General features: G+C 65.6%; 10 protein-coding genes. 2 read left to right on the forward strand and 8 right to left on the reverse strand.

What is annotated here, in order from left to right:
* Window positions 1–52: 52 nt before the first annotated feature.
* Entirely contained in the window at window positions 53–442 is a 390-nt protein-coding gene (locus ACWIDZ_RS02290) for a hypothetical protein (RefSeq protein ID WP_453988418.1), read from the forward strand.
* On the opposite strand, the gene ACWIDZ_RS02295 is transcribed toward ACWIDZ_RS02290, so the two are convergent.
* The 7 genes from ACWIDZ_RS02295 to rpsL all read right to left on the reverse strand — a co-directional run bounded on the left by ACWIDZ_RS02295 (window position 443) and on the right by rpsL (window position 8335).
* Window positions 443–1756, reverse strand: coding sequence for a hemolysin family protein (locus ACWIDZ_RS02295; protein WP_346486479.1), 1314 nt, complete (start codon window positions 1754–1756; stop codon window positions 443–445).
* Between the two features lie 104 nt (window positions 1757–1860).
* Entirely contained in the window at window positions 1861–2001 is a 141-nt protein-coding gene (locus ACWIDZ_RS02300; RefSeq protein WP_312220681.1) for a hypothetical protein, read from the reverse strand.
* A gap of 62 nt (window positions 2002–2063) precedes the next feature.
* Window positions 2064–3647 (reverse strand): ATP-binding protein, encoded by a 1584-nt coding sequence (locus ACWIDZ_RS02305; protein WP_453988416.1) that lies wholly within the window; start codon window positions 3645–3647, stop codon window positions 2064–2066.
* A gap of 268 nt (window positions 3648–3915) precedes the next feature.
* Window positions 3916–5106, reverse strand: a complete 1191-nt coding sequence (tuf, locus tag ACWIDZ_RS02310; RefSeq protein ID WP_338578415.1) for an elongation factor Tu — start codon at window positions 5104–5106, stop codon at window positions 3916–3918.
* Window positions 5107–5217: 111 nt separating this feature from the next.
* Entirely contained in the window at window positions 5218–7296 is a 2079-nt protein-coding gene (fusA, locus tag ACWIDZ_RS02315) for an elongation factor G (RefSeq protein ID WP_343831320.1), read from the reverse strand.
* Window positions 7297–7447: 151 nt separating this feature from the next.
* Window positions 7448–7921 carry a 30S ribosomal protein S7 gene (gene rpsG / locus ACWIDZ_RS02320; RefSeq protein WP_291776167.1) on the reverse strand — a complete coding sequence of 158 codons (474 nt, stop codon included), beginning with the start codon at window positions 7919–7921 and terminating at the stop codon, window positions 7448–7450.
* A 39-nt stretch (window positions 7922–7960) separates the two neighbouring features.
* Window positions 7961–8335: a 30S ribosomal protein S12 gene (gene rpsL / locus ACWIDZ_RS02325; protein ID WP_003165508.1), complete on the reverse strand. Its 375-nt coding sequence runs from the start codon at window positions 8333–8335 to the stop codon at window positions 7961–7963.
* A gap of 385 nt (window positions 8336–8720) precedes the next feature.
* Here rpsL and ACWIDZ_RS02330 point away from each other — a divergent pair, with 385 nt between their 5' ends.
* A complete protein-coding gene (locus tag ACWIDZ_RS02330; RefSeq protein WP_453988415.1) occupies window positions 8721–9764 on the forward strand; it encodes a hypothetical protein in 1044 nt (347 codons plus the stop codon).
* Window positions 9765–9885: 121 nt separating this feature from the next.
* Here the strand turns inward: ACWIDZ_RS02330 and rpoC are convergent, their stop codons facing one another.
* Entirely contained in the window at window positions 9886–14079 is a 4194-nt protein-coding gene (rpoC, locus tag ACWIDZ_RS02335) for a DNA-directed RNA polymerase subunit beta' (RefSeq protein ID WP_291776176.1), read from the reverse strand.
* Between the last annotated feature and the right edge of the window lie 74 nt (window positions 14080–14153).

Below are 14153 nucleotides of genomic sequence, written 5' to 3' on the forward strand. Positions count from 1 at the left end.
TGGCCTACGGCGTGATCAACAGCAATCTGGCCGACCGCAAGGCGCGCTGACCATGACGCTGCATCACATCCGGCTGGAGCTGGCCCGCGAGGCCGATGCGCCGCATGGCGATCCGGGCGACGGCTATGACCTGGTCATGACGCTGGACGAACACTCCCGGTTGGACGCTCCGGCCCTGCTCGCCGCGCCCGAACGCACGCGCGTCCGCCGTTTCCGCGACGGCGAGACGCTGGCGGTCGGCCAACTGACCCGGGGCGCGGACGGCCGCTGGGTGCTGGACTTCCCCGGCGAGGACGCCGACGCCGTCGGCTTCCGCCTCGAAAGCGAACGCTTCGTGCCGGGGGAATACGTCTCCCTGGCCGAGCCGGGCGGCCCCATGCGTCCCTATCGGGTCGCCCCAGCCTTTGGACCGCACCTGAGCCGCCACGACGGCGCCGCCTGATCAGGCGGCGTCGGTCTCCTCGCCCTTGATCACAGGGCGGAACAGCAGCTTGTCGATGCGTCGGTCGTCCATGTCGATGACCTCGACCTCGAAACGTCCCAGCTGCAGGACGTCGCCCTCGTTCGGCACGCGCGACAGATGGTGCAGCACCAGGCCCGCAACCGTGTGGAAGCCTTCATGCTCGCCGAAGTCCTCGCCCAGCGCTTCGCCCAGTTCATCCAGATCGATCTGACCATCGACGGCCCAGGTGCCGTCGGCGCGTTTGCGCACGGCCGTCTCGACCTCGTCATGGCTCTCGTTGAAGTCGCCGGCGATCATCTCCAGCAGGTCCGTCGCCGTGACCACGCCTTCAAAGGCGCCGTATTCATCGACCACGAAGGCCATGTGAACCTTCGAGCCCTTCAGGATCTCCAGCGCCTTCAGCACCGAGGTCGACTGAGGGATGAAGGCCGGTTCGGCCACCAGCTTCTCGACATTGAACTCGCCGTTGTCGAGCAGACTGTCCAGCAGGTCCTTCTTGTGGACCACGCCCAGCGGATTATCGATGTCGTTGTCGCGCGCCACCACGATGCGCGAATAGGGACAGGTGCGAATTTCCTCGCGCAGCGTCTCTTCGGAATCGTCCAGGGCGATCCAATAGACCTCGTGGCGCGGCGTCATGGCCACGCGCACGGCCCGGTCGCCCAGGCGCAGGATCTCCTCGATCATCTCCTGCTCTTCCGGCTCGATCAGGCCTGCGGACGTGCCCTCGGCCAGGATGCTCTCCACCTCTTCCTGAGTGACGTCCGAACCGTCGCGATCCTTGACGCCCAGCAGCTTGAGGATGCCCGAGGTCGACGCCGTCAGCAGCAGCACGAACGGCTTCATCACCAGGGCCAGGGTCGAGATCGGACCGGCCATCTTGGAGGCGATGGTCTCGGGGAAGATGAGGGCCAGGCGCTTGGGCACCAGTTCGCCGACGATCAGCGAGACATAGGTGATCAGCACCACGACCACGCCGGTGGCGATGATCTGCGAATAGGGCGCCAGCGCCGGCAGGTTCGCCGTCAGGATGTCGTCCAGTTCGCCGGCGATGGCCGCCTGACCGTAGGCGCCGGCCAGAATGCCGATCAGGGTGATGCCCACCTGGACCGCGGACAGGAACTGCGTCGGCTCCTCAGCGAGTTTCAACGCAGCGCGTGCGCCGCGGTCGCCTCGTTCGGCACGGCTCTGAAGCTTGGATTTGCGGGAAGACACGACCGCGAGTTCGGTCATGGCGAAAAGGCCGTTCAGCACCACAAGCAGCAGCACGACGACGATAGCGATGGTCAACATCGAAAAGGGAGAAGCCCTGACGCGGCGCGACTAACGGCGTCCGCGAGGCGTATAGTAAAGGCGATGCCGCCCCTGCGCCAGCTTTCTTGTCGAAACTGCGGCGTTCAGCCTGATCGGCCCGTCTCGACGGCGCCGTAGAAGCCCGTGCCGGCGCCGCCCTGCCCCATGCCTCCGGTCTGCGCGGCGCAGGCGCTAAGGCCGATCACCAGACCTATCAGCAGGCCCAGACGTGCAGCGCGGATCATCTTGGTTAACCGGTCATTGACGACCCGCCCTGAACGCGAGACGCGGCAACCGAGTTCCCCGATCAGGCCGCCGAGGGCATGCTCTCGTCCGACCATTCAGCGGCGACAGCGACGCCTCGCTCCATGCCCTGCAGCAGGATCTCCAAGGTCACCGGTTTCGCCACCAGATGGTCGGCGCCGGCCTGCGCCGCCTGCAGATGATGAGCCTCGGTCGTATTGGCCGTTAGCATGACGATGGGTGTGCGCGCCGCGCCCAGACGCGCCTCCTCGGCGCGGATGCGGCGCATGGCGTCCAGCCCGTCCATGACCGGCATCTGCATGTCCATCAGCACCACGTCGAAACGCTCCTTCTGAAATCGCAGCACGCCCTCCAGCCCGTTGTCGGCGGTGACGATCTCGAAACCCAGCGGCTCCAGCAGACAGCGCACGACCATCTGATTGGCCGGGTTATCCTCGACCGCGAGAATGCGCAGTCGCGCGGGCTCCTCGGGTTTCTCGACGACCGACCCAACCGCCTCCGCCGAAGCCGACGGCGGGCGCTGGATCGGCAGGTCCACGCTGAACACGCTGCCCTCGCCCGGCGCAGACTCGACGGTGATCGTTCCACCCATCAGTTCCGCCAGCGACTTGCAGATGGACAGGCCCAGACCCGTGCCGCCGAACTGACGCGAGATGGCGTCATCCGCCTGGACGAAAGGCTTGAACAGGCGTTGGGCGGCCTCGGCGTCGAAGCCCATGCCGGTGTCCTGCACCTCGATCACGAGGCGCTCCTGGCGTTCGACCGCCCGCACATCGACCTGGACGGAAACGCGGCCTTCAGCGGTGAATTTCACTGCGTTGGATACAAGGTTGGAAACGATCTGGGTGATGCGCACCCCGTCTCCGATCACCTCGCCCCGGGCGGTCGGCGTGAAGACGACCTCCAGCGCCAGGCCCTTGTCCTCGGCGAGCGCGCGACGCATCTCGACCACCGCCTCGATGTCGCCCCTGAGGTCGAACGACGCCGGCGACAGGCTGAACTGACCGGCCTGCATCTTCGACAGGTCCAGCATGTCGTCCAGCACCCGGCGCAGGGAGTCGCCAGCCCCGGTGATCAGGTTCAGCATCTCGCTCTGGCGCGGCGTCAATGTCGTGTGCGCCAGGGCCGAGGCCAGGCCCAGCACCGCGTTCAGCGGCGTACGCACCTCATGGCTGACGTTGGCGAAGAAGCGGTCACGCACCTCTGCGGCCTGCCGCGCCTCGGCCTGCGCCAGCTCCAGGGCCCTGAGCGCACGAACGTGGTCCGACACCTCGAAACGGATGGCGGTGTAGGTCTCGGGTTGTCCATCCGCCCCGAGGTTCGGAACAATGGTAGTGTCCACCCAGTAGGCCTCGCCCGATTTGGTGCGGTTCTGGATGGTGCCGCGCCACACTTCGCCACGCGCGATGGTCCGATACAGGTTGCGGAAATAGTCGCGCGCATGAACGCCCGAGTTCACCACCCTGTGCGTCTGGCCGATCAGCTCGGCGCGCGAATAGCCGCTGACCGCCTCGAACTTGTCGTTGCAATACAGGATGCGGCCCGCGCGATCCGTAATCGCCACGATGGCGGCCTCGTCAAGCGCGGCGGAGAGGCCGGCGCGGCGGGGCCAGTCGACGTCAGTCATAAAGGGTCCTTTCAAGCCCGGCACATGGCGCGTCCATGGCTGAGAATCCCTTAACCGCCCCGCTAGACCAAAGTCGGGCGTCTCCTTTTGATTCAACGCAATAGCGCATTGCAAAACAGCCCCCGGATCGCTCCGGGGGCCGCTCTGTACGCTTACGCATACTCTTACTGTGCGGCCTCAGGGGCCGCTCATCGATTACTCGACGATCTTGGCCCCGGCGGGAGCAGCTCCCGCCTAGGCTTTAGTCTCGCGTGGCGAGGATCGTCGATTACTCGACGATCTTGGCCACGACGCCGGCGCCGACGGTGCGGCCGCCTTCGCGGATGGCGAAGCGCAGCTTCTCTTCCATCGCGATCGGCGTGATCAGCTCGACGTCCAGCTCGGCGTTGTCGCCCGGCATGATCATCTCGACGCCTTCCTTCAGGCGCACGATGCCGGTCACGTCCGTCGTGCGGAAGTAGAACTGCGGGCGGTAGTTCGTGAAGAACGGCGTGTGACGCCCGCCTTCTTCCTTGTTCAGGATGTAGGCCTCAGCCACGAACTTGGTGTGCGGGGTGATCGAACCCGGCTTGCACAGCACCTGGCCGCGCTCGACGTCTTCACGCTTGGTGCCGCGCAGCAGCACGCCCACGTTGTCGCCGGCCTGGCCCTGGTCCAGCAGCTTGCGGAACATTTCCACGCCCGTGCAGGTCGTCTTCTGGACCGGACGGATGCCGACGATCTCGACTTCTTCACCGACCTTGACGATGCCGCGCTCGACGCGACCCGTCACCACGGTGCCGCGGCCCGAGATCGAGAACACGTCTTCCACCGGCATCAGGAACGGCATGTCGATCGGACGTTCCGGCTGCGGGATGTAGCTGTCGACCGCCGCCATCAGCTCCAGAACGCGCTCGGCGCCGATCTGCGGGTCGCGGTCTTCCACCGCGGCCAGGGCCGAGCCCTTGATCACCGGAATGTCGTCGCCCGGGAACTGGTACGAGCTCAGCAGCTCGCGCACTTCCATCTCGACCAGCTCCAGCAGCTCCTCGTCGTCGACCATGTCGACCTTGTTCAGGAACACCACCAGCGCCGGAACGCCGACCTGACGCGACAGCAGAATGTGCTCGCGCGTCTGCGGCATCGGGCCGTCAGCGGCCGAGCACACCAGGATGGCGCCGTCCATCTGAGCCGCGCCCGTGATCATGTTCTTCACGTAGTCGGCGTGGCCCGGGCAGTCCACGTGCGCGTAGTGACGGTTCGCCGTCTCATATTCCACGTGCGACGTGTTGATCGTGATGCCGCGCGCCTTCTCTTCCGGCGCGTTGTCGATGTCGGCGTAGTTCATCGCCTTGCCGCCGCCGGCCTTCGACAGCGTCATCGAGATCGCCGCCGTCAGCGTCGTCTTGCCGTGGTCAACGTGACCGATCGTGCCGATGTTCACGTGCGGCTTCGTGCGTTCGAACTTTTCCTTGGCCATTCTCTAGCTCCTGGCATCCCCAAAGCGGGGGTCCAAATGGGTTTGGGGATAGGTGGGGCGATTTGTGGTCAAACCGCCCCGTTTTCAAGTGGGTCCGTCGGAAAGACGGATTTAGGCGTACTTCTTGATCACTTCGTCGGCGACGTGTTGCGGCACCGATTCATAGTGGTCGTACTGCATCGTGAATTGGGCGCGACCCTGCGACATGCCGCGCAGCGTGTTCACATAGCCGAACATGTTGGCCAGCGGCACGAAGGCGTTCACGACGACGGCGTTGCCGCGCATGTCCTGACCCTGGATCATGCCGCGACGGCCGTTCAGGTCGCCGATGATCGAACCCAGGTACTCTTCCGGGGTCACGACCTCGACGGCCATGATCGGCTCGAGCAGCTTCGGTCCGCCCTTTTCCTTCAGTTCGCGGAAAGCGGCGCGCGAGGCGATTTCGAACGCCAGGACCGAGGAGTCGACGTCGTGGAAGGCGCCGTCCACCAGGGTGGCCTTGACGTCGATGACCGGGAAGCCGGCCAGCAGGCCGTTGTCCTTGGCCGACTTCAGGCCCTTTTCCACGCCCGGGATGTATTCCTTGGGCACGGCGCCGCCGACGATGGCCGACTCGAAGACGAAGTCCGAACCCGGCTCGCCCGGCTCGAACACCAGCTTGACGCGGGCGAACTGGCCCGTACCGCCGGTCTGCTTCTTGTGGGTGTAGTCGATCTCGGCCTTGCGGCTGATGGACTCGCGATAGGCTACCTGCGGCGCGCCGATGGTCGCTTCGACCTTGTAGGTGCGCTTCAGGATGTCGATCTTGATGTCCAGGTGCAGCTCGCCCATGCCCTTCAGGATCGTCTGGCCCGACTCGTGGTCGGTCGAGACGGTGAAGGACGGATCTTCCGAAGCCAGCTTGGCCAGGGCGACGCCCAGCTTCTCCTGGTCGGCCTTAGTCTTGGGCTCGACGGCGATCTCGATAACCGGCGCCGGGAATTCCATCTTCTCGAGGATGACCGGGGACTTCAGCGGGTCGCACAGGGTGTCGCCCGTGCGGGTTTCCTTCAGGCCGGCCAGGGCGACGATATCGCCGGCGTAGGCTTCCTTGATGTCCTCACGGTTGTTGGAGTGCATCAGCAGCATGCGGCCGACGCGCTCGCGCTTGTCGCGCGACGAGTTCAGCAGCGACTGACCGGTCTCCATCTTGCCCGAGTACAGGCGGCAGAAGGTGATCGAACCGACGAAGGGGTCGTCCATGATCTTGAACGCCAGAACCGACAGGGGCTCTTCGTCCGAAGCCTTGCGGACGATCGGCTCTTCGGTCTTGAAGTCGATGCCCGGCGTCGGCGGGATGTCGACCGGCGACGGCAGGTAGTCGACGACGGCGTCGAGCAGCGGCTGGACGCCCTTGTTCTTGAAGGCCGAGCCGGCGAGGATCGGATAGAAGGCGCCGGTGATGACGGCCTTGCGGATGCAGCGCTTCAGCACTTCAACCGAGGGCTCATTGCCTTCCAGGTAGGCTTCCATGGCCTCGTCGTCGATCTCGACGGCGTTGTCGACCAGGTACTGGCGAGCGGCGGCCACGGCGTCAGCCATATCGGCCGGGATGTCGCGCACGTCGGCCGAGGCGCCGACCTGATCGGTTTCCCAGACCAGGGCCTTCATCTCGACCAGGTCGACCACGCCCTTCAGGTTCGATTCCGAACCGATCGGCAGCTGGATCGGCACGGCCTTGGCGCCCAGGCGGTCGCGGATCGACTCGACCGACTTCTCGAAGTCGGCGCCGATCTTGTCCATCTTGTTGACGAAGACGATGCGCGGGACGTTGTATTTGTCGGCCTGGCGCCAGACGGTTTCCGTCTGCGGCTCGACGCCGGCGTTGCCGTCCAGAACGGTCACGGCGCCGTCGAGGACGCGCAGCGAACGCTCGACTTCAATGGTGAAGTCCACGTGGCCGGGGGTGTCGATGATGTTCAGACGCTTTTCACGCCAGAAGGCGGTCGTGGCGGCCGACGTGATGGTGATGCCGCGTTCCTGCTCCTGGTCCATCCAGTCCATGGTGGACGCGCCGTCGTGCGTCTCGCCCATTTTGTGGTTCTTGCCGGTGTAGAACAGAATCCGCTCGGTCGTCGTCGTCTTGCCCGCGTCGATGTGGGCCATGATGCCGAAGTTGCGGTAGTCTTCGATTTTATGTGTGCGGGGCATTGAAGTTGCCTTCCGGGAGCTTCGCGGACGCGGCGAGCGCCCTGGGGTGTCGGATATGACGGCGCGGGCGGTTCAGTCTGAACGCCCGCGCCGGATCGTCTTCGTGAGCGACCGCCCCATTATCCGAAGAAGAGGGACGGTTTTAAGACGTTTACCAGCGGTAGTGGCTGAAGGCGCGGTTGGCTTCGGCCATCTTGTGGGTGTCTTCGCGCTTCTTGACCGCGGTGCCGCGGTTGTTGGCGGCGTCCAGCAGCTCGGCGGCCAGCTTTTCCGTCATGGTGTTTTCGCCGCGGTTGCGCGCGGCGTTGACCAGCCAGCGGATGGCCAGGGCGCGACGACGGTCCGGACGGACTTCGACCGGGACCTGATAGGTGGCGCCGCCGACGCGACGCGAACGGACTTCAACCGCCGGGGCGACGTTTTCCAGGGCGATGTGGAAGGTCTCGACCGCAGTCTGCTCCTTCTTCTTCTCGGCCAGGATGTCGAAGGCGCCGTAGACGATGTTCTCGGCGACGGCCTTCTTACCTTCGTACATGACGTAGTTCATGAACTTGGTGACGATCAGGTCCCCGAACTTGGGATCCGGCAGGACTTCACGCTTCTGAGCGCGGTGACGACGGGACATGGATGTATCCTCTTAAATCTGTAGGGCGCTAGGAGCGGATTACTTCGGACGCTTGGCGCCGTAGTGCGAACGACGCTGCTTGCGGTCCTTGACGCCCTGGGTGTCGAGCACGCCGCGCAGGATGTGGTAGCGAACGCCGGGCAAGTCCTTCACGCGGCCGCCGCGGATCAGCACGACCGAGTGCTCCTGCAGGTTGTGGCCTTCGCCGGGGATGTAGCACACGGCTTCGACGCCGTTCTTGGCCAGACGGACCTTGGCGACCTTACGCAGAGCCGAGTTCGGCTTCTTCGGGGTCGTGGTGTAGACGCGGGTGCAGACGCCGCGACGCTGGGGCGAACCCTCCAGGGCCGGGACCTTGTTGCGGACCGGCTTCGGCTTGCGGGGCTTGCGGATCAGCTGGTTGATCGTGGGCATTCGAATTCGTCTCTTTTCGATGTGGAGGCGTGTGTCTTTCGACCGGAGCGCCTCATGAGCCTTCTTTTGAACGGGACCGAAGCCCCGCCCGGGTGTTATCGAGCCGAGGTCAGGACGCCCAAACAGAAAAACCGGAACGCGCGCTTCGGGCGTTCCGGCGGGACACAGCCCGTCCGTTCGATTGTCACGATCTCAGCGGACGGCGAACCGCCCACGTCTCGAAAGTGCGCGGCTTCTACGCGCGATCCATTAACAGGTCAAGAGAGACGCGCGGGCCGACGTTCAGGGCGTCGTGTTCGTATCCTGTTCAGGGATCGATGATATTGCGCCTAGATATCGCCATGCTTGCCTAGGCATCATTCGTTCGGACGATGGGGGAGCCTTCATGAGCATCGCCGTTCTGCCCGAAGGCCCGACGAAGCGAACCCGTCCGGGCCTCAAGCGAGCCCTGACGGCGGGGACCTCGGTGCTGATGCACGCGATCGTCCTGGGCAGCATGGCCCACTACGCGGCGGGCGACCGTCGCGAATCCCTCCCCACGCCGCCGCCGCCGATCATCCACGTGGAACTGGAGCGCCCGTTCGTTCCGCCGCAACCGCGGCCTCCCCTTCCTGCGCCGACGCCTGTCCCGACGCCGGCGCCGGCGCCCATGGAATCGCCGCTGCCTCAGAGACCCAGCGCCGAGCCTACGCCTGCGCCGGCCCCCGCCCCTGCTCAGGCGGCTTCCGTCCCTCGGACCGCCCCGCAAGCTCCGCCCCTGCCGGCCCCGGCGTCCAAGGCGGCGCCCGCGCCGCCGGCCGCCGCACTGGAGCAGGCGCCGGTCGCGCCCGCCGTGATCACGCCCATACGTCCGCGCAAGAAGGACGAGGAGGAGGGCCGCGACGGCCTGCCCGCTCCGCCGGCGCCGCGCCTGGCCGCTCCCGCGCCGGGCGCGCCTTCAGCCGCCGCGTCAGGCGTGGACGGCATTTCCGACGCCTGGCGCGTGACGCCTGAGGGTCAGTCCGGGCGCAACGCCCGCGCCTTGCGCACCTCCCCCGCCGGATGCCCTGCGGACCGACTGCTTCGTCGAGGCGAAGAGATCATCTGCGAGGAACGGTTCAACGCCCGGGCGGCGCAGGGCGCAGAGAACGGCCGCATCACCGGCACCGGCAACGCAGAGCGCGACGCCCGCTTCGCCCGCGAAGGCGCGCGCGAGATGCAACGCTACGAGGCCCAGCGTCGACCGCTCAGCGGCGGGGTCGGAGTGCTCGCGCCTCAGGACTGCCCAGGCTCCAACTTCGGCACCGGCTGCGCGGGCGCGCACCTGGATTCCTCGATGCAGATGGACTCCAACCGCAATGTCCAGACCCGCCGCGACGGCGCTCCCGCCTCCGGCCGCCCGATGACGCCCGGCGCCGCCAACACGCGCGAACCGATGAAGCCGCAGTAGGCGTCCGGCGCACGGCCAGCGCCCGCCTCACGGCCTCAAGCAGCGCGCAGCGCGGTAGGCCATAAAAAAGAGCGGCGCCTTTCGACGCCGCCCTCTTCAGTCTTTCAGGTCTGAACCCGGATCAGTCGGCCGACTGCTCCAGCTCCAGGGCCAGATCCGCAGGAAGCGGCTCGACCGCATCTTCGCGGGCCTGGGTCAGCTCAGCGTCACGCTCGTTGGCGATCTTCTGCAGGCTGCGCAGGTAGGAGCCCGTGCCGGCCGGGATCAGACGACCCACGATCACGTTCTCCTTCAGGCCTTCCAGCGTGTCCTTCTTGCCGTGGACCGAAGCCTCGGTGAGGACGCGGGTCGTCTCCTGGAACGAGGCCGCCGAGATGAAGCTGCGGGTCTGCAGCGACGCCTTGGTGATGCCCAGCAGGACCGGCTGCACGGTGGCGATGCGGCCGCCGCGCTTCTCGACCTTGGCGTTCTCGATGTCGACTTCGACGCGATCGACGTGGTCGCCCTTGATGAGCGTCGTCTCGGCCGAGTCGATGACCTCGACCTTCTGCAGCATCTGACGGACGATGACCTCGATGTGCTTGTCGTTGATCGGCACGCCCTGCAGTCGGTAGACCTCCTGCACTTCGTTCACCAGATACTCGGCCAGCGCCTCGACGCCCTGGATGCGCAGCAGGTCGTGCGGATCCGGGTTGCCGTCGATGATGTAGTCGCCCTTCTGGATCAGATCGCCGTCGTGGACGGAGATGTGCTTGCCCTTCGGGATCAGGAACTCGACCGCTTCGCCCTGGTTGCCGTCTGCGTCGACTTCCGGGGTGATCTTGATGCGGCGCTTGTTCTTGTAGTCGCGACCGAACTCGACGCGACCGTCCATCTCGGCGATGACCGCGCAATCCTTCGGACGACGGGCTTCGAACAGTTCCGCCACGCGCGGCAGACCGCCGGTGATGTCGCGGGTCTTGGCGCCTTCGGTCGGGATACGGGCGATGATGTCGCCCGGCTTGGTCTCGTCGCCGTTGGCCACCGACAGGATGGCGCCGACGGGCAGCAGATAGCGCGCGTCAGAACCGCTCGACAGCTTGGCGTAGCTGTCGCCCTGGGTGACGCCCATGGCCGGACGCAGGTCCGCGCCGCGCGGGCTGGCGCGCCAGTCGGAGACCACGCGCTGGGCGATGCCCGTGGCCTCGTCTGTCTCTTCCTTGACCGACAGGCCGTCGACCAGATCCTCGAAGCGCACCACGCCGCCGACTTCCGTAAGGATCGGGGTGGTGTACGGGTCCCACTCGGCCAGGCGCTGGTTCTTGGCCACCTCGCCACCGTCCTTGACGCGCAGGCGCGCCCCGTAAGGCACCTTGTAGGATTCGCGATCCTTGCCGTCGACGGTAACGGTGACCACGACGTTGCGGCTCATGGCCACCGGGTCGCCGTGAGCGGCGATAACCGTCGGGCCGACGACCTTGATGACGCCCGCGTTGGTCGCCTCGAAGAAGGAGGTTTCCGCCACCTGGGCCGTACCGCCGATGTGGAAGGTCCGCATCGTCAGCTGGGTGCCCGGCTCGCCGATCGACTGGGCGGCGATGACGCCGACCGCTTCGCCGATGTTGACGTTGGTGCCGCGCGCCAGGTCGCGGCCGTAGCAGGTCGCGCAGATGCCGGTGTCGGCTTCACAGGTCAGGGCCGAGCGGACCTTGATGGACTGGACGCCCACCTTGTCGATCATCTCGACTTCCTCTTCCTGCAGATAGGTGTCCGCAGGATACAGGACCTCGCCGCCCGGCTCCTTGATGTCCTCGGCCGCGTAACGGCCCAGGACGCGCTGGCCCAGCGAGACGAGCACGTCGCCGCCTTCGACCACGGCGCGCAGGGTGATGCCGCGCGTCGAGCCGCAGTCTTCCTCGGTGACGATGGAGTCCTGCGCCACGTCCACCAGACGACGGGTCAGGTAACCCGAGTTGGCGGTCTTCAGGGCGGTGTCGGCCAGACCCTTACGGGCGCCGTGGGTCGAGTTGAAGTATTCAAGGACGGTCAGGCCTTCCTTGAAGTTCGAGATGATCGGCGTCTCGATGATCTCGCCCGAGGGCTTGGCCATCAGGCCGCGCATCCCGCCCAACTGCTTCATCTGAGCCTGCGAACCACGGGCGCCCGAGTTGGCCATCATGAAGACCGAGTTGATGTCCGGCTCCTGCCCCTTGATCAGGACGCGCGGCTGGGCGATTTCGCCCATCATCTCATCGGCGATCTTGTCCGTGGCCTTGGCCCAGGCGTCGACGACCTTGTTGTATTTCTCGCCCTTGGTGATCAGGCCGTCGGCGTACTGTTGCTCGTACTCCTCGACCTGGGTGCGGGTCTCGTTGACCAGGGCTTCCTTCTTGGCGGGGATGACGATGTCGTCCTTGCCCACCGAGATGCCGGCCTTGGCCGCTTCGCGGAAGCCCATCTGCATCATCTGGTCGGCGAAGATGACCGTCGCCTTCTGACCGCAGTGACGGTAGACCTGATCGATCAGGTTGCCGATTTCCTTCTTGGTCAGGTTCTTCTCGAGCAGGCGGTAGCCGATGTTCGGGTTGTGCGGCAGCAGGGCGCCCAGCTTCATCCGGCCCGGCGTGGTGTCGATCACCTTGGTGATCAGTTCGCCGTCCGCATTCATCTCGGTCCAGCGCGCCTTGATCTTCGTGTGCAGCTTGACGACCTGGGCGTCCAGCGCGGCGTCGATCTCGCCCATGTTGGCGAACAGCTTGCCTTCGCCCGGCTGGTTCTCCTTGACCAGCGACAGGTAGTACAGGCCCAGGACGATGTCCTGAGACGGCACGATGATCGGCTTGCCGTTGGCGGGCGACAGGATGTTGTTCGTCGACATCATCAGCACGCGCGCTTCCAGCTGGGCCTCGAGGCTCAGCGGGACGTGCACGGCCATCTGGTCGCCGTCGAAGTCAGCGTTGAACGCCGTACAGACCAGCGGGTGCAGGCGGATGGCCTTGCCCTCGATCAGCTTGGGCTCGAACGCCTGGATGCCCAGACGGTGAAGCGTCGGCGCGCGGTTCAGCAGAACCGGGTGCTCGCGGATGACCTCGTCCAGGATGTCCCAGACGGCGGGCTGTTCGCGCTCGACCATGCGCTTGGACTGCTTGACGGTGCCCGACAGGCCCTTGGCGTCCAGACGCGCGTAGATGAACGGCTTGAACAGCTCCAGCGCCATCTTCTTGGGCAGGCCGCACTCGTGCAGCTTCAGCTCCGGACCCACGGTGATGACCGAACGGCCCGAGTAGTCGACGCGCTTGCCCAGCAGGTTCTGGCGGAAGCGGCCCTGCTTACCCTTCAGCATGTCGGCCAGCGACTTCAGCGGACGCTTGTTGGCGCCCGTGATCACGCGGCCGCGACGGCCGTTGTCGAACAGGGCGTCGACGGATTCCTGCAGCATCCGCTTTTCGTTGCGGATGATGATGTCCGGCGCGCGCAGCTCGATCAGGCGCTTCAGGCGGTTGTTCCGGTTGATGACCCGGCGATACAGGTCGTTCAGGTCCGACGTGGCGAAGCGGCCGCCGTCCAGCGGCACCAGCGGACGCAGTTCCGGCGGGATGACCGGCACGATGGTCAGGATCATCCACTCGGGCTTGTTGCCCGACTCGATGAAGGCTTCCAGCAGCTTCAGGCGCTTGGACGCCTTCTTGGCCTTCAGCTCCGACGGATTGTCCGCCAGTTCGGCGCGGTGCTTCTCGGCCTCGGCGTTCAGGTCGATCGCCATCAGCAGGTTGCGGACCGCCTCGGCGCCGATCTCGGCGGTGAAGCCGTCGTCGCCGAACTCTTCCTGATAGTGATAGAATTCGTCTTCCGTCAGCAGCTGGTTCTGCTTCAGCGGGGTCAGGCCCGGCTCGGTGACGATGTAGTTCTCGAAATACAGGACGCGTTCGACGTCCTTCAGCGCCATGTCCAGCATCAGCGAGATGCGCGACGGCAGCGACTTCAGGAACCAGATGTGGGCGACCGGAGCGGCCAGGTCGATGTGACCCATGCGTTCGCGACGGACGCGGGCCAGGGTGACCTCAACGCCGCACTTCTCGCAGATGATGCCCTTGTACTTCATGCGCTTGTACTTGCCGCACAGGCATTCGTAGTCCTTGGTCGGGCCAAAGATACGGGCGCAGAACAGGCCGTCACGCTCGGGCTTGAACGTACGGTAGTTGATGGTTTCCGGCTTCTTGATCTCGCCGAACGACCACGAACGGATCTTCTCCGGCGAGGCCAGGGCGATCTTGATCTGGTCGAAGGTCGGCGTGACCGGAACCGGGTTGAAGATGTTCAGGACTTCCTGGTTCATCTTTATTCCTTCTGCGGGGCTGCCCCGCGAAAATCATTCAGAGAGGAGAACAGGCGGACCGCCCTCCCCCGCCG

This window comes from Brevundimonas sp. NPDC055311 (genome assembly GCF_053645695.1).